The sequence below is a fragment of the Citrobacter braakii genome (genome assembly GCF_002075345.1).
Taxonomy (GTDB): domain Bacteria; phylum Pseudomonadota; class Gammaproteobacteria; order Enterobacterales; family Enterobacteriaceae; genus Citrobacter; species Citrobacter braakii.
Map to the genome: position 1 here is coordinate 30647 of NZ_NAEW01000005.1, position 22573 is coordinate 53219.

The 22573-nt window shown below is 53.3% G+C and carries 22 protein-coding genes; 11 read left to right on the plus strand and 11 right to left on the minus strand.

Annotated elements, in window-relative coordinates; all coding sequences use genetic code 11:
- The first annotated feature begins 238 nt into the window (after positions 1–238).
- From pstS to phoU, 5 genes are all read left to right on the plus strand, one after another.
- Complete coding sequence (gene pstS, locus BZK42_RS12255; protein ID WP_016157820.1) at positions 239–1279, plus strand: phosphate ABC transporter substrate-binding protein PstS; 1041 nt, start codon at positions 239–241, stop codon at positions 1277–1279.
- Between the two features lie 192 nt (positions 1280–1471).
- On the plus strand, positions 1472–2431 hold the full coding sequence (pstC, locus tag BZK42_RS12265) for a phosphate ABC transporter permease PstC (protein ID WP_016155078.1): 960 nt from the start codon (positions 1472–1474) through the stop codon (positions 2429–2431).
- Positions 2431–3321, plus strand: coding sequence for a phosphate ABC transporter permease PstA (gene pstA, locus BZK42_RS12270; RefSeq protein ID WP_016155077.1), 891 nt, complete (start codon positions 2431–2433; stop codon positions 3319–3321). The genes pstC and pstA overlap by 1 nt, the downstream gene beginning before the upstream one ends.
- A 106-nt stretch (positions 3322–3427) precedes the next feature.
- Positions 3428–4201 (plus strand): phosphate ABC transporter ATP-binding protein PstB, encoded by a 774-nt coding sequence (pstB, locus tag BZK42_RS12275; RefSeq protein ID WP_003023821.1) that lies wholly within the window; start codon positions 3428–3430, stop codon positions 4199–4201.
- A 14-nt stretch (positions 4202–4215) separates the two neighbouring features.
- Positions 4216–4941, plus strand: a complete 726-nt coding sequence (gene phoU / locus BZK42_RS12280) for a phosphate signaling complex protein PhoU (RefSeq protein ID WP_003023824.1) — start codon at positions 4216–4218, stop codon at positions 4939–4941.
- Between the two features lie 83 nt (positions 4942–5024).
- Here the strand turns inward: phoU and yieH are convergent, their stop codons facing one another.
- On the minus strand, positions 5025–5690 hold the full coding sequence (gene yieH, locus BZK42_RS12285) for a 6-phosphogluconate phosphatase (protein WP_016155076.1): 666 nt from the start codon (positions 5688–5690) through the stop codon (positions 5025–5027).
- 167 nt (positions 5691–5857) lie between these two features.
- Between yieH and adeP the strand changes: the two genes are divergently transcribed.
- Positions 5858–7195: an adenine permease AdeP gene (gene adeP, locus BZK42_RS12290; RefSeq protein WP_080859244.1), complete on the plus strand. Its 1338-nt coding sequence runs from the start codon at positions 5858–5860 to the stop codon at positions 7193–7195.
- Between the two features lie 115 nt (positions 7196–7310).
- On the opposite strand, the gene BZK42_RS12295 is transcribed toward adeP, so the two are convergent.
- The 10 genes from BZK42_RS12295 to BZK42_RS29675 all read right to left on the minus strand — a co-directional run bounded on the left by BZK42_RS12295 (position 7311) and on the right by BZK42_RS29675 (position 15383).
- Positions 7311–7877, minus strand: a complete 567-nt coding sequence (locus BZK42_RS12295) for an NADPH-dependent FMN reductase (protein ID WP_003827046.1) — start codon at positions 7875–7877, stop codon at positions 7311–7313.
- Positions 7878–7907: 30 nt separating this feature from the next.
- Positions 7908–8654: a 4'-phosphopantetheinyl transferase family protein gene (locus tag BZK42_RS12300; protein ID WP_016157819.1), complete on the minus strand. Its 747-nt coding sequence runs from the start codon at positions 8652–8654 to the stop codon at positions 7908–7910.
- Positions 8655–8820: 166 nt separating this feature from the next.
- A complete protein-coding gene (yidZ, locus tag BZK42_RS12305) occupies positions 8821–9780 on the minus strand; it encodes an HTH-type transcriptional regulator YidZ (protein WP_080859245.1) in 960 nt (319 codons plus the stop codon).
- Complete coding sequence (locus tag BZK42_RS12310) at positions 9749–10930, minus strand: MFS transporter (protein WP_080859246.1); 1182 nt, start codon at positions 10928–10930, stop codon at positions 9749–9751. Before BZK42_RS12310 ends, yidZ begins: the two co-directional genes overlap by 32 nt.
- Positions 10931–11110: 180 nt before the next feature.
- Complete coding sequence (gene mnmE / locus BZK42_RS12315) at positions 11111–12475, minus strand: tRNA uridine-5-carboxymethylaminomethyl(34) synthesis GTPase MnmE (RefSeq protein WP_016157817.1); 1365 nt, start codon at positions 12473–12475, stop codon at positions 11111–11113.
- A gap of 136 nt (positions 12476–12611) precedes the next feature.
- Entirely contained in the window at positions 12612–14258 is a 1647-nt protein-coding gene (yidC, locus tag BZK42_RS12320; RefSeq protein WP_003023844.1) for a membrane protein insertase YidC, read from the minus strand.
- Positions 14259–14260: 2 nt separating this feature from the next.
- Positions 14261–14518 carry a membrane protein insertion efficiency factor YidD gene (gene yidD / locus BZK42_RS12325; protein WP_003023846.1) on the minus strand — a complete coding sequence of 86 codons (258 nt, stop codon included), beginning with the start codon at positions 14516–14518 and terminating at the stop codon, positions 14261–14263.
- A complete protein-coding gene (rnpA, locus tag BZK42_RS12330) occupies positions 14482–14841 on the minus strand; it encodes a ribonuclease P protein component (RefSeq protein WP_003844432.1) in 360 nt (119 codons plus the stop codon). Before rnpA ends, yidD begins: the two co-directional genes overlap by 37 nt.
- Before the next feature lie 17 nt (positions 14842–14858).
- A complete protein-coding gene (gene rpmH / locus BZK42_RS12335) occupies positions 14859–14999 on the minus strand; it encodes a 50S ribosomal protein L34 (protein ID WP_003023858.1) in 141 nt (46 codons plus the stop codon).
- A 228-nt stretch (positions 15000–15227) separates the two neighbouring features.
- Positions 15228–15383, minus strand: coding sequence for a hypothetical protein (locus tag BZK42_RS29675; RefSeq protein ID WP_418135004.1), 156 nt, complete (start codon positions 15381–15383; stop codon positions 15228–15230).
- A gap of 222 nt (positions 15384–15605) precedes the next feature.
- Between BZK42_RS29675 and dnaA the strand changes: the two genes are divergently transcribed.
- From dnaA to yidA, 5 genes are all read left to right on the plus strand, one after another.
- The gene (gene dnaA, locus BZK42_RS12340; protein WP_016155069.1) at positions 15606–17009 is read left to right on the plus strand and encodes a chromosomal replication initiator protein DnaA; all 1404 of its coding nucleotides are present in this window, start codon (positions 15606–15608) and stop codon (positions 17007–17009) included.
- 4 nt (positions 17010–17013) lie between these two features.
- Positions 17014–18114, plus strand: a complete 1101-nt coding sequence (gene dnaN, locus BZK42_RS12345) for a DNA polymerase III subunit beta (RefSeq protein WP_016155068.1) — start codon at positions 17014–17016, stop codon at positions 18112–18114.
- Complete coding sequence (gene recF / locus BZK42_RS12350) at positions 18114–19187, plus strand: DNA replication/repair protein RecF (protein WP_016155067.1); 1074 nt, start codon at positions 18114–18116, stop codon at positions 19185–19187. The genes dnaN and recF overlap by 1 nt, the downstream gene beginning before the upstream one ends.
- Before the next feature lie 28 nt (positions 19188–19215).
- Positions 19216–21630, plus strand: a complete 2415-nt coding sequence (gene gyrB, locus BZK42_RS12355) for a DNA topoisomerase (ATP-hydrolyzing) subunit B (protein WP_016157816.1) — start codon at positions 19216–19218, stop codon at positions 21628–21630.
- A gap of 130 nt (positions 21631–21760) precedes the next feature.
- Positions 21761–22573, plus strand: coding sequence for a sugar-phosphatase (gene yidA / locus BZK42_RS12360; protein WP_016155065.1), 813 nt, complete (start codon positions 21761–21763; stop codon positions 22571–22573).

Sequence of the window (22573 nt, forward strand, 5' to 3'; positions counted from 1 at the left end):
CAAACCGTCATCTTCAACTACTGTTTTCAGTGTCATAAAAAGAAAATTTCAGCGAAATGTTATTGTCATGATGGTAATTAACATACTGTTTTAAATGTATTTTTAGATAAAAAACTTCCCGAGTTTTTCATTGTCATAAAACTGTCATATTTCGTACATTTAACTGTCACCTGTTTGTCCTATTTTGCTCACAGTAGCAACTCAAACAACGATTTACGAAAACCGTGCAGGAGACATTATGAAAGTTATGCGTACCACTGTCGCAACTGTTGTCGCCGCGACCTTATCCATGAGCGCGTTTTCTGCGTTTGCAGCAGCGAGCCTGACAGGTGCAGGTGCAACCTTCCCTGCGCCAGTGTATGCCAAATGGGCAGATACCTATCAGAAAGAGACCGGTAGCAAAGTAAACTACCAGGGTATCGGCTCCTCCGGTGGTGTAAAACAAATTACGGCCAATACCGTTGATTTCGGCGCCTCTGACGCACCGTTGTCTGACGAGAAACTGGCGCAAGAAGGCCTGTTCCAGTTCCCGACTGTTATCGGTGGTGTGGTGCTGGCGGTGAACATCCCTGGCCTGAAATCCGGCGAACTGGTGCTGGACGGTAAAACGCTGGGCGACATCTACCTCGGTAAAATTAAGAAGTGGGATGATGAAGCCATCACCAAACTGAACCCGGGTCTGAAGCTGCCTTCTCAGAATATCGCCGTTGTGCGTCGTGCTGACGGTTCCGGTACTTCCTTCGTTTTCACCAGCTACCTGGCGAAAGTGAACGAAGAGTGGAAATCTAAAATTGGTTCCGGCTCTACCGTTAACTGGCCGACCGGTCTGGGCGGTAAAGGTAACGACGGTATCGCTGCGTTCGTACAGCGTCTGCCGGGTTCTATCGGCTACGTTGAGTACGCTTACGCTAAGCAGAACAACCTGGCGTACACCAAGCTGGTCTCTGCTGATGGCAAACCGGTAAGTCCGACCGAAGAAAACTTTGCCAACGCTGCAAAAGGCGCTGACTGGAGCAAAACCTTCGCTCAGGATCTGACTAACCAGAAAGGTGACGATGCGTGGCCGATCACTTCCACCACCTTCATCCTGGTGCATAAAGAGCAGAAGAAACCTGAGCAGGGCGCTGAAGTGCTGAAGTTCTTCGATTGGGCGTACAAAAATGGCGGCAAACAGGCTAATGACCTGGATTACGCCAGCCTGCCGGACAGCGTGGTTGAGCAGATTCGTGCTGCATGGAAGACCAACGTGAAGGACAGCAACGGTAAAGCGCTGTACTAAATACCCGTCATACTTCGAGCCGCAGTTGTGTTGGCTGTGCTTGTTCACCCCAGTCACATAGTGAATCTATGTGACTGGGTATTCACAAGCTTGCCGCCTTGCTGCAACTCGAATTATTTAGGGTATGGCATTACGTTAGCCGGGAAGCACGATAAAATGCGTGCTTCCTGGCCCAAACTTAAAGAGTGATTTATGGCTGCAACCAAGCCTGCTTTGAACCCACCGGGTAAAAAAGGTGACATGATATTCAGCGCGCTGGTAAAACTGGCTGCGCTGATTGTGCTATTGATGTTGGGTGGCATTATTGTCTCTCTGGTTATCTCCTCCTGGCCAAGCATTCAGAAATTTGGCTTCTCCTTTCTGTGGACTAAAGAATGGGATGCGCCAAACGATATCTACGGTGCATTAGTACCGATTTACGGTACGCTGGTCACCTCGCTTATCGCACTGCTGATCGCCGTTCCGGTGAGTTTTGGCATAGCCTTATTCCTGACTGAACTTGCTCCTGGCTGGCTGCGTCGCCCGCTGGGTATCGCTATTGAATTGCTGGCGGCAATTCCGAGTATCGTGTACGGCATGTGGGGCCTGTTTATCTTTGCCCCGCTGTTTGCGACTTACTTCCAGGAGCCGGTCGGGAACATCCTTTCCAACATTCCGTTTGTTGGCGCGCTGTTTGCGGGTCCGGCATTTGGTATCGGTATTCTGGCCGCTGGCGTGATCCTCGCCATCATGATCATCCCGTACATTGCGGCGGTTATGCGCGATGTGTTCGAACAAACGCCGGTGCTGATGAAAGAGTCAGCCTACGGCATCGGTTGTACTACCTGGGAAGTTATCTGGCGCATCGTCCTGCCGTTCACCAAAAACGGTGTGATCGGCGGCGTGATGCTCGGTCTGGGCCGCGCGCTGGGTGAAACCATGGCGGTGACGTTCATCATCGGTAACACCTACCAGCTCGATAGTGCCTCGCTGTACATGCCGGGCAACAGTATTACTTCTGCGCTGGCGAATGAATTTGCCGAAGCGGAATCAGGACTGCACGTTGCCGCGTTGATGGAACTGGGCCTGATTCTGTTTGTGATTACCTTCATCGTGCTGGCGGCGTCTAAGTTCATGATCATGCGCCTTGCGAAGAACGAGGGGGCACGCTAATGGCTACGCTTGAAATGCAAAACACCGCTGCGCTTGCGGAATCCCGCCGTAAAATGCAGGCGCGTCGTCGTCTGAAGAACCGCATCGCGCTGACGCTCTCTATGGCGACCATGGCATTCGGTCTGTTCTGGCTTATCTGGATCCTGATGTCCACGATCACCCGCGGTATTGACGGTATGTCACTGGCGCTGTTCACCGAAATGACACCTCCGCCGAATACGGCTGGTGGTGGTCTGGCGAATGCCCTGGCCGGTAGCGGACTGTTAATTCTGTGGGCGACCGTGTTTGGTACACCGCTTGGTATTATGGCGGGCATCTACCTGGCAGAGTACGGACGTAAGTCCTGGCTGGCTGAGGTGATCCGCTTTATCAACGACATCCTGCTTTCTGCGCCATCAATCGTGGTCGGTCTGTTCGTTTACACCATCGTGGTAGCAAAAATGGAGCACTTCTCCGGCTGGGCGGGCGTTATCGCGCTGGCGCTGCTGCAGGTGCCCATTGTTATTCGTACCACGGAGAACATGCTCAAACTGGTACCGGATAGCCTGCGTGAAGCCGCCTATGCGCTGGGTACGCCGAAATGGAAGATGATTTCTGCAATCACCCTGAAGGCGTCTGTCTCAGGCATCATTACAGGCGTTTTACTGGCTATTGCACGTATCGCAGGTGAAACGGCTCCGCTGCTGTTTACGTCGCTCTCCAATCAGTTCTGGAGCACCGACATGATGCAGCCTATCGCCAACCTGCCGGTCACTATCTTTAAGTTTGCAATGAGCCCGTTTGCTGAGTGGCAGCAACTGGCCTGGGCCGGGGTACTGATTATTACCCTGTGCGTACTGCTGCTGAACATTCTGGCGCGCGTCATTTTCGCGAAGAAGAAACACGGTTAAGACGAAGTGCCGGATGGCGGCGTAAACGCCTTATCCGGCCTACGATTGAAGACATTTGTAGGCCTGAAAGCTGCGCGCCATCAGGCATGATGAGGAAAAGATTGAAATGAGTATGGTTGATACTGCCCCGGGTAAGATTCAGGTTCGTGATTTGAACTTCTACTATGGCAAGTTCCATGCCCTGAAGAACATCAACCTGGATATTGCCAAAAACCAGGTAACGGCGTTTATCGGGCCGTCAGGCTGTGGTAAATCGACGTTGCTGCGTACGTTCAATAAAATGTTTGAACTGTACCCGGAACAGCGTGCGGAAGGCGAAATCCTGCTGGATGGCGACAATATTCTCACCAACACTCAGGATATCGCTCTGCTGCGTGCCAAAGTGGGCATGGTATTCCAGAAGCCGACGCCGTTCCCGATGTCCATCTACGACAACATCGCTTTTGGCGTGCGTCTGTTTGAGAAACTCTCTCGTGCGGATATGGACGAGCGTGTGCAGTGGGCATTGACCAAGGCCGCACTGTGGAACGAAACCAAAGATAAATTACACCAGAGCGGGTACTCTCTCTCCGGTGGTCAGCAGCAGCGTCTGTGTATTGCGCGTGGGATCGCCATTCGCCCGGAAGTGCTTCTGCTTGATGAGCCGTGCTCAGCGCTCGACCCTATTTCTACCGGGCGTATCGAAGAGCTGATCACTGAGCTGAAAGAGGATTACACCGTCGTTATCGTTACCCACAACATGCAGCAGGCTGCGCGTTGTTCCGATCACACGGCATTTATGTACCTGGGCGAGTTGATTGAGTTCAGTAACACGGACGATCTGTTCACCAAGCCCGCGAAGAAACAAACTGAAGACTACATCACCGGTCGTTACGGCTGATTCAGGAGCTTGTTGTGGATAATCTTAACCTTAATAAACATATTTCCGGCCAGTTCAATGCAGAGCTGGAAAGCATCCGTACCCAGGTGATGACCATGGGCGGCATGGTCGAGCAGCAGCTTTCTGATGCGATTACCGCCATGCACAATCAGGACAGTGAGCTGGCGAAGCGCGTCATTGAAGGCGATAAGAACGTCAATATGATGGAAGTGGCGATCGACGAGGCCTGCGTGCGTATCATTGCCAAGCGTCAGCCGACCGCCAGTGACTTGCGTCTGGTGATGGCGATTATCAAAACGATCGCTGAGCTGGAACGTATTGGCGACGTTGCGGATAAAATTTGCCGCACCGCGCTGGAGAAATTTTCTCAACAGCATCAGCCGCTGCTGGTAAGCCTGGAATCACTGGGTCGCCACACCGTACAAATGCTGCATGACGTGCTGGATGCGTTTGCGCGTATGGATCTTGACGAAGCGGTACGTATTTATCGCGAAGATAAGAAAGTCGACCAGGAGTATGAAGGTATCGTGCGTCAGCTGATGACCTACATGATGGAAGATCCGCGTACCATTCCAAGCGTGCTGACCGCGCTGTTCTGCGCGCGCTCCATCGAGCGTATCGGTGACCGTTGCCAGAATATCTGCGAATACATCTTCTACTTCGTGAAGGGACAAGACTTCCGTCACGTGGGCGGTGATGAGCTGGATAAGCTGCTGGCGGGCAAAGATCCGAAAGAGTGATGTTTGTGGCGGGTGGCGCTAACGCTTACCCGCTCTACGAGACATGCAGGCCGGATCAGCGTTAGCGCCATCCGGCCTTTCAGTTATCGCGTAATATTCCAACCCCGCGCCTTCCATAACGCTGGCAACTGCGCCAGATCGGTAAACGTCGTCACTTTTGGATGATCGATTGGTTTGTTATGCGGATCGGCGCAGAAGTAAAACACTTCCATCCCTGCAGCAATCCCCGCCTGGGCACCTGCGCTGGAGTCATCAACCAGAATGCAGTTCTCAACGTTAACATCCATCGCTTTCGCCGCATGGAACATCAGGGCCGGATCGGGTTTCCAGCGTTGAATATCGTAGCCGCTGAACAGCAAATCAGGGAAATGGTGCAACATACCCAGCTTACCCAGCGAGTGCTGCATTTTGCTGACCGGACCGTTAGATACCACGCTCATAGGGACGGTCATGCTGTCCAGCAGCGCATTAGCACCGGCAATCACCTCCAGTTCCGTATCGAACAGACGTGCGACCTCTGCGCGGTAAACCGGTTCTAATTCGGCTTTTGCCAGTTCGACACCGTGCTCTTCGTTGATAATGTCGATGATCTCGTACAGCTTTACCCCCTTGAAGCGTTTAAAAGTTTCTTCAAGATCGAGCGTAATGCCGAACGCCTGGAACATGCTGACATACGCGCGAGAACAAATCACTTCACTGTCGACAAGGGTACCGTCACAGTCAAAAAATACGGCTTCTATCTGGGACATGTCATTTCCGTTTTAACAAGTTTAACGTTTTCGTAATGCATTATTGGGCGACGCAATCGTTGCCGTATAAGCAAAATCAATGAAAAAAGTTGCTCATAACCCAACCCTATTGTCGCATTTTGGTATAGGATAGCGACGAATTTTCCCTCCTTGTTCGGAAATTGATAATGAGTCAACAACACACAACCCAGGCTTCTGGCCAGGGGATGCTGGAACGCGTGTTCAAACTGCGCGAACATGGCACGACGGCACGGACCGAAGTGATCGCCGGTTTAACCACCTTCCTGACGATGGTGTATATCGTTTTTGTTAACCCGCAAATTCTTGGCGTGGCTGGCATGGATACCAGCGCCGTCTTTGTGACTACCTGCCTGATTGCTGCATTTGGTAGCATCCTGATGGGCCTGTTTGCCAACCTGCCGGTCGCACTTGCGCCTGCTATGGGTCTGAATGCGTTCTTCGCCTTCGTGGTCGTTGGCGCGATGGGCCTGTCATGGCAGATCGGTATGGGCGCAATCTTCTGGGGCGCGGTAGGTCTGCTGCTACTGACGATTTTCCGCGTACGTTACTGGATGATTGCCAACATCCCGGTTAGCTTGCGCGTGGGGATCACCAGCGGTATTGGTCTGTTCATCGGCATGATGGGGCTGAAAAACGCTGGTGTTATCGTCGCCAACCAAGACACCCTGGTGTCTATTGGCAACCTGACGTCCCACAGCGTACTGCTCGGTATTCTGGGCTTCTTTATCATCGCGATTCTGGCTTCACGTAACATCCATGCGGCGGTACTGATCTCTATCATTGTGACCACGCTGCTGGGTTGGATGCTGGGCGATGTCCATTACAACGGGATCGTCTCCGCGCCGCCGAGCGTAATGTCCGTTATCGGGCATGTTGATCTGGCTGGTTCGTTTAACATTGGTCTTGCGGGCGTAATTTTCTCGTTCATGCTGGTCAACCTGTTCGACTCCTCCGGTACGCTGATTGGCGTCACGGATAAAGCCGGTCTGGCGGATGCGAAGGGTAAGTTTCCGCGCATGAAGCAGGCGCTGTATGTGGATAGCGTGTCATCGGTTGCTGGTGCGTTTATCGGTACTTCTTCCGTTACCGCGTATATCGAGTCTTCTTCCGGGGTTTCTGTCGGTGGACGCACTGGCCTGACCGCGGTAGTTGTCGGCCTGCTATTCCTGCTGGTTATCTTCCTGTCGCCGCTGGCGGGAATGGTACCGGGATATGCGGCCGCTGGTGCGCTGATTTACGTTGGCGTCCTGATGACATCAAGCCTGTCGCGCGTGAGGTGGGATGACCTGACTGAAGCCGTTCCGGCGTTTATTACCGCCGTGATGATGCCGTTTAGCTTCTCGATTACCGAAGGTATCGCGCTGGGCTTTATTTCCTACTGTGTGATGAAAATCGGTACCGGACGTTTCCGCGATCTCAGCCCATGCGTCATCGTTGTCGCACTGCTGTTTGTGTTGAAGATTGTGTTTATCGACGCGCATTAATTGCCGCTGAGACGGTGCTGCGCGAGGCGTGTAGACCTGATAAGCGCAGCGCCATCAGGCAAATTTGATAACCGGATACGGCCCGCCAGGCATTGCAGCCAGCGGGCTTTTTCTTTTAGGCTTTCACACGCTGGATGTAGTCGCCAAATGCGGTCAGCTGGCCGGTTAGATGGTCCAGCGTACTTTGGTCGATCACTTCACCTGTCTGCGGGTCCACTTTGTTCTGAATCACGCCGCCCATAAATTCCGGCTTATTCATTACCATGGCGTCGAGGAACACCAGGATCTGACGCAGATGGTACTGGCAGCGCGCGCCGCCAATGGCGCCCATGGAGCTGGTCTGGATCAGCACCGGCTTACCCGATAATGGCTGATCCGGCAGGCGGGACAGCCAGTCGATGGCGTTCTTCAGTCCGCCAGGCACGGAATAGTTATATTCCGGTGTCACGATGACGACACCGTCAGCCTTCCTGATTTGCTCTGCCAGCGCTTCTACGCTTGCCGGAAAACCTTCTTCCTGCTGGAGGTCGGCATCGTACAGTGGGATATCACCAATTGATGGCAACGCGTTGACTTCCATTCCTGCTGGAGCAATCTTGGGCAGCGTACGGGCAACCATTCCATTAAACGAACCTTTGCGCAGACTTCCCAGTAACGTAACAACATTCAATGTTTCTGACATGGTGACTCCTGTTTCATCATAAAGGTTAAATCAAAGCGTATGGCTCTTCGCTGCGCATAATTGAGAGAACCGGATCAGACGACCCGTAGGCTCATTGGCGCGGGTCTGGATATCAGGCAAACTTTTCCAGTCCTGTTTACCATCAAACTCCCAAACCTTGAGTTTTTCAATGGTTGGCGTAACCGCAACCGACCACACCAGAACATCTTCCGCATCGCAAATGGCTTCAACCTGCGCAACATGGGCACATTTCAGACGTCCTGCGCCGGGTAAAAGCTGGAGTTCGTGCGGATCATCATTGCTTACATCGCCGGTGAGTTTGAGTACGCTCTGGCGCAACGTAATGAGCTGCGCGCGTGCTTCGTTGGGGTCGTTTTGGTTATTGATCCACAGATTTTCGTTGCTGGAGAAGCGCCATGTTTCCGTTGAATGCGGATGGTGAAAGCTGCGGGTAGCTCGCTGCAGTTCCATATCCAGCCCGCACGTTCCTTCAGTTGTTAGCGCAACGCCAACGATATTCCCGGCATAAGAAATCGAAAATCCCGGCAGGTTCTTATCGCGAAAAACGGGCTTACCTTTGGCCTGAGTAACAATCTCGGGCAGCGTACTGGTGCCGTAAAGCATAAACATTAGTTCAGCGAGTAAACTTCGGGAAGCCAGGAAACGTGTTCGGCGATGAGCGGGGAGATCTCTTGCTTCGATATGACATGGAGAAGGGAGGCGAGCTGAAACCAGGTGTCCCTCCGTAAGAATCCCTCTGGCAAAATGTGTCGCCATTTTTCGCTCCGTGATTAATGGTCCGTGATAATTACCAGAGTAACATTTACGCGGCATCCAGGCAGGCTTTGCTGCCCAAAAAGTAAGCTGAAATAGAATACATTACGCGATATTTACATTTCTGTTGCCAGAATAGTCGATTTAGCAACAAAGTGGCGGTGCAACGTCAGGACATATCGCGATAAAGCGCCTTGATGGTGTCTTTCAACCAGACGATCTTAGGATTATGACTGTTACGTTTGTGCCAAAGAAGGGTGAACGGTACGCGCATTTTTTCCAGCTGCGCGGCATCAAAAGGCATAGGACGCGCCACGAGCGGAAGCTGGTGGAGTTGGTTATAACGCTGGCAATAAACCGGAGCTGTGGCTATTAGCGCGTGATCCGGCTGGGCGGCCATAAACAGCGACTGCTCAAAACCGGGCAGACATAACGCAATATTGCGCGTACGCCCCATCTCTTGCAGGACTTCATCCAGTGCCCAGGTATCACTTTGCTCCCAGCTAATGCTGATGTGCGGATAGCGTAGAAATGTGTCCAGATTCCACTCTTCCTGCAATGCCGGATGATCTTCACGTAGCCAGACACAGGGGAGATCGGAAAACAGCACTTCATGGTCGATCGACAACGGCAGCAAACTCAACAGTTCACGCGAACGCGGATGGCTTTCCCGGCCAGTAAAGCCGATATCCACTTCGCCGCGAATAATTGCATCCAGCGAATCATAGTCCCAGTTGCGTATTTTGATCGTCGCCTGGGGATAACGCTGATAGATCTGTCGGGAGAGCGCGTTAAACATGATCATCACCAGCGGCGTTTCGGCCACCAGATCAAACTTCAGCCCGCGCGGCGCTTCATGGTGCGGCTTATCCAGCAACTGGTTGCCCATCTGCATCCACTCTGCCAGGTTCTGTTCCATGCTGACCATCAGCGGTGTTGGCGTTAGCCCCAGCGGGGTGTTTACAAACAGTGGATCGTCAAACCAGGCCCGCAGTTTCGACAGCGACTTGCTGACCGCCGACGGCGTGACGTTCATCCGTTTGGCAGTTTTGGTAACACTGCGTTCCTGCATCAACAGCTGCAGGCAGAGCAATAAATTAAGATCGAGACTGCTGAGGGATTTCTTCATGAGTTGGCGTGGACCGGCTAGGGGCAACAGTGATAATCAGCATGATACTCACTATGCTACAGCCAATCAGAATCCCGATCAGCATATTCAGCGCATCAAGACCGAGCACCGCAGCCAGCCATATCCACAGAGAGGAACCGCAAACCTGCGCAATACCTAACGCCGAGCTGGCAACGCCCGCACGCAGCGAGAAAGGTCCCAGCGCCTGGCTCATCGCGACACCGAAGCCGACCGAGAACCCGGCACAGATTAAGGTCAGCCCAAACAGCGTCACCATGTGCGTACTGGCAAGGGTTAACACCACACCAGCAGACAGAAACAGCACTTGTGAGGTCAGCATCAGAACACGAGGTTTAAACACGCTCAGGGCGAATGGCGTAGAGAACGAGACCGCCATACTGATGCCTGCGGTCATGGCCATCGTGGTGGCGTACTCTCCACGGTCAAAGCCCATCACTTCCATCAACAGCACCGGCGAAGTATTCACGAAGGTCAGGATCACCGACACGCTGAGAGTGGTGATGGCCAGACGGCTTAAGAAAAAACGGTTCACCAGGGATTCAGATAGGTGGTTCTTCTCTGCAGATGCCGGGAGCGTCGCTGGGCGCGATTCTCGCAGGATAAACACTGACAGCAGGCAAACGGCCACCCCCATACCGATCATCGTGTAGAACAGGCTCTGCCACGGATATTTGAGCATAATCAGATGCCCCATCACCGGCGCCAGTACCGGCACGATACAGGTGATACCGTTCAACAGCGACAGTACCTTCGCCCGGCGGCGATCGTCGAGCGTATCGCGCAGGATGGCGAAAGCCACCACATAGCAGCAGCCTGCGCCGACGCCCTGAATAAAGCGGCCTGTGAGAAACGGCGTACCGCTTTCGGCGAATGAACACAGCGCAGAGGCGAAAATAAAGATGAGGGCGCCGACAATAGCGACGGGTTTGCGTCCTGACTGGTCGGCAATTTTCCCGGCAAACAGCATCGCCGTCGCCATTCCCGCCAGATAAACCGAAAACGCGATATGCAGTTGCGCCTCGCTGGCCTGTAAATCGGCAGCAATACGGGGCAGCCCCACCAGATACATATCAATACCCGCGGGATAGAGTAACACCAGGGCGAAACTGCAGATTAGAAAGCGTGTCATAGCGACCTCATGAGGAATGTGGCGCTAAGCATACGGGCAGAGAGTCAACTGCACGAGTTGCCATTTGGACAACAGTGATTTCCATATGGGAAATTACTTGTAGCCGGATAGCCGCTTTGCTTTATCCGACTTACGGGTACTGTAGGCCCGGTAGGCATCGCACCACCGGGCAACACAACGTTACTTGCCAATACAGAAGCTGGAGAAAATCCTTCCCAGCAGATCGTCGGAGGTAAATTCCCCGGTGATCTCACTGAGGTTCTGCTGCGCCAGACGTAGTTCCTCTGCCAGCAATTCTCCGGCCCATGCTCCGAGCAGTTGGGCTTTACCCTGCTCGAGATGCTCCGCCGCTTCTGCCAGCGCCTGCAGGTGACGACGGCGCGCCAGGAAGCCGCCTTCCATATTGGTTTCAAAGCCCATGCTCTGTTTGAGATGGTTACGCAGCACGTCAACGCCTTCACCGGTACGCGCGGATAGGCGAACCAGTGAGTGGCCATTTACTTCGCTAAGGCCCAGCGTCTCACCGGTAATATCCGCTTTGTTACGCACCACGGTAATCGGCAGTTTGGCTGGCAGGCGGGCAATAAAGTCTGGCCAGATGTCAGCCGGGTCCACGGCGTCGGTGGTGGTGCCATCAACCATAAACAGAACGCGGTCGGCCTGTTCAATTTCCTGCCACGCGCGTTCGATACCAATGCGTTCAACTTCATCGCTGGCATCGCGCAGACCGGCAGTGTCGATGATGTGCAGCGGCATACCGTCGATATGAATATGCTCACGCAGTACGTCGCGAGTCGTACCCGCAATGTCGGTCACAATGGCCGCCTCACGACCTGCCAGCGCGTTCAGTAGGCTTGATTTCCCGGCATTTGGGCGACCGGCAATGACCACCTTCATCCCTTCGCGCAGCAGGCTGCCCTGACGCGCTTCGGCACGAACAGCATCGAGATCGCTGATAACGTTGTTGAGCTGCGCTTCAATCTTGCCATCAGACAGGAAGTCGATTTCTTCATCCGGAAAGTCGATCGCCGCTTCCACGTAGATGCGCAGGTGAGTGAGCGCTTCCACAAGATGATTTACCCGTGCAGAAAATGCGCCCTGCAACGAGTTCAGCGCCGAGCGAGCGGCTTGCTCTGAACTGGCATCGATCAGGTCGGCAATTGCCTCTGCCTGGGCCAGATCAAGCTTATCATTGAGAAACGCACGCTCGGAGAATTCACCCGGTCTGGCAATGCGCAGCCCGGGAATGATCAGAATACGTTTAAGCAGCAGATCGAGAATCACCGGACCGCCGTGGCCCTGAAGCTCTAAAACATCTTCACCGGTAAAGGAGTTCGGACCGGGGAACCACAGGGCAATTCCCTGATCCAGCGTGCTGCCATCCGCGTCTTTAAACGGCAGATAGTCGGCATAGCGCGGTTTTGGTAGTTTCCCCAGTACGGTTTCTGCAACCTCGCGCGCCTTCAGGCCGGAGATGCGCAGGATACCCACGCCACCACGTCCCGGAGGGGTGGCCTGAGCGACGATGGTGTCGTTATGGTTCATGATAGCTCTCTTGTAAATGTAAAAAAGGCGGTCTAACGACCGCCTTCTCTGGCATTAACTTTACCGTGAATACTCGAAATAATTCAAGTTGCAGGAAGGCGGCAAGCAAATGCAGCCAACGCCCCTGCGACTAATATCAGGAGTTTTTCTTCTCGCGGCTATGCAGGCCACGTTTCTCCAGACCACGGTAAATCAGCTGCTGCTGAATAATGGTTACCAGGTTGCTGACGATATAGTACAGCACCAGACCTGACGGGAACCACAGGAAGAACACGGTGAAGATGACCGGCATAAAGGTCATGATCTTCTGCTGCATCGGGTCGGTCACGGTGGTCGGAGACATCTTCTGAATGAAGAACATCGTCACGCCCATCAGGATCGGCAGGATGTAGTACGGGTCCTGTGCAGACAGGTCATGGATCCACAGAGCGAACGGCGCATGACGCAGTTCAATGGAGCCCATCAGCATGTAGTACAACGCCAGGAAGATTGGCATCTGGATGATCAGCGGGAAGCAGCCGCCCAGCGGGTTAACCTTCTCAGCTTTGTACAGGGCCATCATTTCCTGGCTCTGACGCTGTTTGTCATCGCCCAGACGCTCACGCATAGCCTGAATCTTCGGCTGCAGCATACGCATCTTCGCCATGGAGGTGTACTGCGCTTTGGTCAGCGGGTACATGATGCCACGAACGATAAAGGTGATAACGATGATGGAGAAGCCCCAGTTACCCAGGAAGCTATGGATCCACTTCAGCAGTTTGAACAGCGGCTGAGAGATGAACCACAACCAGCCGTAATCCACGGTCAGATCCAGGTGCGGTGCAACTGCCGCCATTTTATCCTGAATTTCCGGGCCGACCCACAGGGTGCTGGTCATCGCGCCAGTCTGGCCAGGCTGAACCAGTACCGGCTGTGATTTATAGCCGATAGCGGCAATGCCGTTACCCAGGTTAGCGGTATAGAAGTTGTTGGTGCCGTCGTTACGCGGAACCCATGCCGTTGCGAAATACTGTTGCAGCATTGCGACCCAGCCGTCTTTAGCATTGACGTTCAGGTTTTCGTTTTCAGCAATGGTGTCGAATTTGTATTTCTCATACTTTTCATCCGGCGTGGAGTACGCCGCGCCACGGAAGGTGTGCAGCGCAAAGTTGCTGCTACCAGTGTCGCGATGAGATGGCAGATTGATGGATTGCTTCAGCTGACCAAAGGTGGAGACTTCCAGCGGTTTTTCGCCGGCGTTCTGCACGCTGTAGTTAACGTTGACAGCATATTCACCGCGCTTGAGTACAAACGTTTTAGTGAATGTGTTACCCGCTGCGTCAGTATAGGTCATCGGGATCTGCAGTTCGTTCTGACCGTCAGCCAGTACAAACGCGTCTTTTTCGACGTTGTACAGCGGACGCGGGCCGTTAGCCGGGTTATCCGGGCCGTCACGACCTGTCAGGCCACTCTGTGCCTGGTAGATGAACTGTGGCGTGGTTTCCAGTAACTGGAACGGTTCGGTAGAACCGAGTTCTTTCGGGTAAGCTGGCAGTGAAGCCTGTTCCACATCACCACCACGGGTGTTGATGGTCAGATCAAGCACGTCAGTTTTAACCGTAATCAGTTTCCCCTGGCCACTGGCCGGTACGCCCTGGTCTGCGGCGCTACCCGCTGCGGTGGTCGTTGTCTGCGTGGTCTGTTGGGCCTGAGGTTGCGGGTTTTTATCCTGCTCCCAGGCTTGCCAGATCATGAAAGACACGAACAGCAAAGCGATGACTAAAAGATTGCGTTGCGAATCCATCGTTAGTGTTCTCTGGTATCAAATGGTCCGGGCGGGACGGGATCGTCACCACCAGGGTGTAAAGGGTGGCATTTTAATACGCGTTTCACCGTCAACCAACTGCCTTTTATCACTCCAAACCTGCGCAATGCCTCAATTCCGTAGCTCGAGCAGGTTGGAGTGAAACGGCAATGCGGCCCAAGCAGCGGACTGATCAGGCGTTGATAGACCCGAATAAGGGCTATCAGGACCCGCGAGCCAGGCGACAATGGCGACGCCATAATTTTTCCAACGCTTCCGAGAGAGCACGGTTATCGAGGTCAGCAACCCCTTTTTTCGCCACCACCACGAAATCCATTGCTGGAAGTTCGTGCTGACGTAAACGAAAGCTTTCACGTGTCAGACGTTTAATCCGATTGCGTTCATGCGCGCGTTTAACGTTTTTCTTGGCGACGGTAAGACCGATACGGGGATGCCCCAGCGAATTCAGGCGGCCGAGGATGGTGATTTGCGGCGTGCCAGCCCGTTGTGGCTGCTGGAAGACGAATGTGAAATGAGTGGGAGTTAACAAACGTAACTCCCTGGGAAATGCGAGCTTAACCACTCAGGGGCTAGCTTTTATTACTTAGAAACGGTCAGACGAGAACGGCCTTTAGCACGACGACGTGCCAGAACCTGACGACCATTTTTATTAGCCATACGAGCACGGAAGCCGTGAGAACGGTTGCGCTTCAGTACAGACGGTTGAAAAGTGCGTTTCATGGCGATTTCTACCTAAACTTGAATAAATTCACTGACTTTTGCGTATACCCGAACGAATTTCGAACGACTTACGCCACAGTGTGGGTGATTAAAGAGGCCGGATTGTAATAATTGTACACTCCGGAGTCAATTCTCTTTCCTTATTTCCCGCTTTTTTCCGCATGGTTTCGCGTATAAAACAGGCAGCGTTGACGCCGTAAGGCGACCGTTACTCGCTGGGGGTAAGAATTATACGGGCTGGCGGATAAAGCGCAAGGATCGCTCGGGATCTTTATTAGATCGTTTAAGCAGTAAAGCATCTTTACTCATTAATTTTTTCAATATGCGCGCTAAAACCTGCAGCACTTCTCCAGGATCGTTTACACTTAGCCGATTCTGGATCATCCTGTGGATAAATCGGGAAGAATCTGTGAGAAACAGAAGATCTCTTTCTCAGTTTACGCTATGATCCGCGGTCCTGATCGTTTCAATGGATCCTGATCGGGTAAAAATTGCAGATAGCAATTCGCACGTCACCCTTTGCATAGGGTCTTGTCGATGTGCGTCAACAATCATGAATGTTTCAGCCTTTGTCATTTATCGACTTTTGTTCGAGTGGAGTCCGCCGTGTCACTTTCGCTTTGGCAGCAGTGTCTTGCCCGATTGCAGGATGAGTTACCAGCCACAGAGTTCAGTATGTGGATACGCCCGTTGCAGGCGGAACTGAGCGATAACACGCTGGCTTTGTATGCGCCAAACCGTTTCGTGCTTGATTGGGTAAGGGATAAATACCTTAATAATATTAATGGATTACTCAATAACTTCTGTGGAGCGGATGCCCCGCAGCTGCGCTTTGAAGTCGGTACTAAACCCGTCACGCAAACGCTGAAAACGCCGGTGAACAACGTTGTTGCGCCCGCTTACGTGGCTCAGCAAGTGCAACCGCAACGTGCCGCTCCGGCGGCGCGCTCAGGCTGGGATAACGTCCCGGCACCGGCAGAACCTACCTATCGTTCTAACGTCAACGTCAAACATACGTTTGATAACTTCGTTGAAGGTAAATCTAACCAACTGGCGCGCGCGGCGGCACGTCAGGTGGCGGACAATCCTGGTGGCGCCTACAATCCGTTATTTCTTTATGGCGGTACGGGTCTGGGTAAAACCCACCTGCTGCACGCTGTCGGTAACGGTATTATGGCGCGTAAGCCAAACGCGAAAGTGGTGTATATGCACTCCGAACGTTTTGTGCAGGACATGGTTAAGGCCCTGCAAAACAACGCGATCGAAGAGTTTAAACGCTACTACCGTTCCGTGGATGCGCTGCTGATTGACGATATCCAATTCTTCGCGAATAAAGAACGATCGCAGGAAGAGTTTTTCCACACCTTTAACGCCCTGCTGGAAGGCAATCAGCAGATCATCCTGACTTCGGATCGCTATCCGAAAGAGATCAACGGCGTTGAAGATCGTCTGAAATCCCGCTTCGGCTGGGGACTGACTGTTGCGATCGAGCCGCCTGAGCTGGAAACGCGCGTCGCGATCCTGATGAAAAAAGCCGACGAAAACGACATTCGTCTGCCGGGTGAAGTGGCGTTCTTTATTGCCAAGCGTCTACGCTCTAACGTACGTGAGCTGGAAGGCGCACTGAACCGCGTGATCGCCAACGCTAATTTTACCGGCCGGGCGATTACCATCGATTTCGTGCGCGAAGCGTTGCGCGATCTGCTGGCTTTGCAGGAAAAGCTGGTCACCATCGACAATATTCAGAAGACGGTGGCGGAGTATTACAAAATCAAAATTGCGGATCTGCTTTCTAAGCGTCGATCTCGCTCGGTAGCTCGTCCGCGCCAGATGGCGATGGCGCTGGCAAAAGAGCTCACTAACCACAGTCTGCCGGAAATTGGCGACGCGTTTGGTGGGCGTGACCATACTACCGTGCTTCATGCCTGTCGCAAGATTGAGCAGTTGCGTGAAGAAAGCCATGATATTAAAGAAGATTTCTCCAATTTAATCAGAACATTATCTTCGTGACGCTATGAAATTTACCGTTGAACGTGAACATTTATTAAAACCGCTTCAGCAGGTCAGCGGCCCGCTGGGTGGACGTCCTACACTGCCTATTCTCGGAAATCTGCTGCTGCAGGTTGCTGACGGTGCGCTTTCTCTGACCGGTACCGATCTCGAAATGGAGATGGTGGCGCGCGTGGCGCTGATCCAGCCTCATGAACCTGGTGCGACCACCGTTCCGGCGCGTAAATTCTTCGATATTTGCCGTGGGTTGCCGGAAGGCGCGGAAATTGCCGTTCAACTGGAAGGCGATCGCATGTTGGTGCGGTCTGGCCGCAGCCGTTTCTCCCTGTCTACGCTGCCTGCCGCCGACTTCCCGAATCTGGACGACTGGCAGAGCGAAGTCGAATTCACTTTGCCGCAGGCCACGATGAAGCGCCTGATTGAAGCCACGCAGTTTTCGATGGCGCATCAGGACGTGCGTTACTACTTAAACGGCATGCTGTTTGAAACCGAAGGGGAAGAGCTGCGTACCGTGGCGACCGACGGTCACCGCCTGGCGGTCTGTTCAATGCCTGTCGGTCAGCAGTTACCCAGCCATTCGGTGATCGTTCCGCGTAAAGGCGTAATTGAACTGATGCGTATGCTCGACGGCGGCGACAACCCGCTGCGCGTGCAGATTGGCAGCAACAACATTCGTGCGCACGTGGGTGACTTCATCTTTACCTCCAAGCTGGTTGATGGCCGTTTCCCGGATTATCGCCGCGTATTGCCGAAGAATCCGGACAAACATCTGGAAGCCGGTTGCGATATCCTCAAACAGGCATTTGCTCGTGCGGCGATCCTCTCTAACGAGAAATTCCGCGGCGTGCGTCTGTATGTCAGTGAAAACCAGCTGAAAATCACCGCCAACAACCCGGAGCAGGAAGAAGCGGAAGAAATTCTGGATGTCTCCTATCCTGGCACTGAACTGGAAATCGGTTTTAACGTTAGCTACGTACTGGACGTACTGAACGCGCTGAAGTGCGAGAACGTTCGTATTCTGCTGACCGATTCCGTATCGAGCGTACAGATTGAAGATGCTGCCAGCCAGAGCGCGGCTTATGTTGTTATGCCAATGAGACTGTAATGTCGCTCACCCGTCTGTTGATCCGCGACTTTCGCAATATCGAAAGCGCGGATCTCGCTTTATCCCCTGGCTTTAACTTCCTGGTTGGCGCGAACGGCAGCGGCAAAACCAGCGTGCTGGAAGCCATCTATACGCTCGGCCACGGTCGGGCGTTTCGCAGTTTGCAGATTGGCCGCGTAATTCGCCACGAGCAGGAGTCGTTTGTTTTACACGGGCGTTTGCAGGGGGAAGAGCGTGAGACATCGATTGGCCTGACGAAAGACAAACTGGGCGACAGCAAAGTGCGCATTGACGGCACTGACGGGCACAAGGTCGCGGAACTGGCGCACCTGATGCCGATGCAGCTGATCACGCCAGAGGGGTTTACTTTACTCAATGGCGGCCCCAAATACAGAAGAGCATTCCTTGACTGGGGATGCTTTCACAATGAAGCCGGATTTTTCACCGCCTGGAGCAATCTGAAGCGACTGCTCAAGCAGCGCAACGCAGCCCTGCGCCAGGTGAGTCGTTATGAGCAACTGCGTCCGTGGGATAAAGAACTGATCCCGCTGGCGGAACAAATCAGCACCTGGCGCGCGGAGTACAGCGCCGGTATCGCGCAGGATATGGCGGATACCTGTCAGCAGTTTCTACCCGAGTTTTCTCTCTCCTTCTCATTCCAGCGCGGCTGGGAGAAAGAGACCGATTATGCCGAAGTGCTGGAACGCAGTTTTGAACGCGATCGCATGTTGACTTACACCGCGCACGGTCCGCACAAAGCGGATTTTCGCATTCGCGCTGACGGTGCGCCGGTGGAAGACACGTTGTCGCGTGGGCAGCTAAAGCTGCTGATGTGCGCCTTACGTCTGGCGCAAGGGGAGTTCCTCACCCGCGAAAGTGGGCGGCGGTGTCTCTACCTGATAGATGATTTTGCCTCTGAACTTGATGATGCCCGTCGTGGGCTGTTAGCCAGCCGCTTAAAAGCGACGCAATCTCAGGTCTTTGTCAGCGCAATCAGCGCTGAACACGTTCTGGACATGTCGGACAAAAATTCGAAGATGTTCACCGTGGAAAAGGGTAAAATAACGGATTAACCCAAGTTTAAATGAGCGAGAAACGTTGATGTCGAATTCTTATGACTCCTCCAGTATCAAAGTCCTGAAAGGACTGGATGCGGTGCGTAAGCGCCCGGGTATGTATATCGGCGACACGGATGACGGCACCGGTCTGCACCACATGGTATTCGAGGTGGTAGATAACGCTATCGACGAAGCGCTCGCGGGTCACTGTAAAGATATCGTTGTAACGATTCACGCTGACAACTCCGTGTCCGTTACCGATGATGGCCGTGGTATCCCAACCGGTATTCACCCGGAAGAGGGCGTTTCGGCGGCGGAAGTTATCATGACCGTTCTGCACGCAGGCGGTAAATTCGATGATAACTCCTATAAAGTTTCCGGTGGTCTGCACGGCGTAGGTGTGTCCGTAGTAAACGCCCTGTCACAGAAACTGGAGCTGGTGATTCGTCGTGAAGGCAAAGTGCATCAGCAAACTTACGTGCACGGTGTGCCGCAGGCGCCGCTGGCGGTAACCGGCGAAACAGAAGCGACGGGTACTCAGGTACGTTTCTGGCCAAGCCACGAAACCTTTACCAATGTCGTTGAGTTTGAATATGAGATTCTGGCTAAGCGTCTGCGCGAGCTGTCGTTCCTGAACTCCGGCGTCTCCATTCGTCTGCGCGACAAGCGCGACGGTAAAGAAGACCATTTCCACTACGAAGGCGGCATTAAGGCGTTTGTTGAATACCTCAACAAAAACAAAACGCCGATCCACCCGAATATCTTCTACTTCTCCACCGAAAAAGACGGTATTGGCGTTGAAGTTGCGCTGCAGTGGAACGATGGTTTCCAGGAAAACATCTACTGCTTCACCAACAACATTCCGCAGCGTGACGGCGGTACTCACCTGGCAGGCTTCCGTGCGGCGATGACCCGTACCCTGAACGCCTACATGGATAAAGAAGGCTACAGCAAAAAAGCTAAAGTCAGCGCCACTGGTGACGATGCCCGTGAAGGCCTGATTGCCGTTGTTTCCGTGAAAGTACCGGATCCGAAGTTCTCCTCACAGACCAAAGACAAGCTGGTCTCCTCTGAGGTGAAATCGGCGGTAGAACAGCAGATGAACGAACTGCTGAGCGAATACCTGCTGGAAAACCCGTCTGACGCGAAAATCGTCGTTGGCAAAATTATTGATGCTGCACGTGCCCGTGAAGCGGCACGTCGCGCGCGTGAAATGACCCGTCGTAAAGGCGCGCTGGACTTAGCGGGTCTGCCGGGCAAGCTGGCGGACTGTCAGGAACGCGACCCGGCGCTGTCCGAACTGTACCTTGTGGAAGGGGACTCCGCGGGCGGTTCTGCGAAGCAGGGCCGTAACCGTAAAAACCAGGCGATTCTGCCGCTGAAGGGTAAAATCCTCAACGTCGAGAAAGCGCGCTTTGATAAAATGCTCTCTTCTCAGGAAGTGGCAACGCTGATCACCGCGCTCGGCTGTGGCATCGGTCGTGACGAGTACAACCCGGACAAACTGCGTTATCACAGCATCATCATCATGACCGATGCGGACGTCGACGGCTCGCATATTCGTACGCTGCTGTTGACCTTCTTCTATCGTCAGATGCCGGAAATCGTGGAACGCGGCCACGTTTACATTGCACAGCCACCGCTGTACAAAGTGAAAAAAGGTAAGCAGGAACAGTACATTAAAGATGACGAAGCGATGGATCAGTACCAAATTTCTATCGCTCTGGATGGCGCAACGCTACACACTAATGCCAGCGCACCTGCTCTTTCAGGTGAGTCGTTAGAAAAACTGGTTTCTGAATACAACGCGACGCAGAAAATGATTGGCCGTATGGAACGTCGTTTCCCGAAAGCGCTGCTGAAAGAACTGGTTTATCAACCGACGCTGCCGGAAGCTGATTTGGCGAACGAGCAGACCGTTACCCGCTGGGTTAATTCGTTGATTACCGAGCTGAACGAAAAAGAACAGCACGGCAGCCTGTGGAAGTTTGATATCCACCACAACGCAGAGCAGAACCTGTTTGAGCCGATTGTGCGCGTCCGTACTCACGGTGTGGATACCGACTATATTCTGGATCACGAGTTTGTGACCGGTGGCGAATACCGTCGTATTTGTACGCTCGGTGAGAAGCTGCGCGGGCTGATCGAAGACGATGCGTTTATCGAACGTGGCGAGCGCCGCCAGCCGGTTGCCAGCTTTGAGCAGGCGCTGGAATGGCTGCAGAAAGAGTCACGTCGCGGCCTCGCTATCCAGCGTTATAAAGGTCTGGGCGAGATGAACCCGGATCAGCTGTGGGAAACCACCATGGATCCGGAAAGCCGTCGTATGCTGCGCGTTACCGTGAAGGATGCGATTGCCGCCGACCAGCTCTTCACTACGCTGATGGGCGATGCCGTTGAACCGCGTCGCGCGTTTATCGAAGAAAACGCCCTGAAAGCGGCGAACATCGATATCTAACTTGCACCCAGGTCTACAACCGTCCTGCAAAAGGGGAATCTCGATTCCCCTTTCTATCCCCCTTTTCGTAGCTGTTTTTTGAGCGGAATCGCGTTAGCATGAGGACGGACTCATTTAATCCGGGGAACTCATGGCTATCAAACTTATTGCTATCGACATGGATGGCACACTTCTGCTGCCCGATCACACCATTTCACCCGCGGTCAAAACGGCGATTGCCGCAGCGCGCGCGCGTGGCGTAAATGTGGTGCTGACCACGGGGCGCCCGTATGCCGGCGTCCACAGCTATCTGAAAGAATTGCATATGGAAGAACCCGGTGACTACTGCATTACCTACAATGGCGCGCTAGTGCAGAAAGCAGGGGATGGCAGTACTGTCGCGCAAACCGCGTTGAGCTATGATGATTATCGTTATCTGGAGCAGCTCTCCCGGGACGTTGGCTCGCATTTCCACGCACTCGATCGCAACACGCTGTATACCGCGAACCGTGATATCAGCTACTACACGGTACATGAATCGTTTGTTGCGACGATTCCGCTGGTGTTCTGTGAAGCCGAGAAAATGGATCCCGCAACCCAGTTCCTGAAAGTGATGATGATTGACGAGCCGGAGATCCTCGATAAAGCTATCTCACGCATACCTGCGGAAGTAAAAGAGAAGTACACCGTGCTGAAAAGTGCGCCGTATTTCCTCGAAATCCTCGATAAACGCGTCAATAAAGGGACTGGCGTGAAATCGCTGGCCGATGCGTTGGGTATAAAAGCCGAAGAGGTGATGGCGATTGGCGATCAGGAAAACGACATCGCGATGATTGAATACGCAGGCGTGGGCGTTGCCATGGACAACGCTATTGGATCAGTCAAAGAAATCGCCAACTTTGTGACGAAATCTAACCTTGAAGATGGCGTCGCGTATGCCATTGAGAAGTTTGCGCTGAAATAA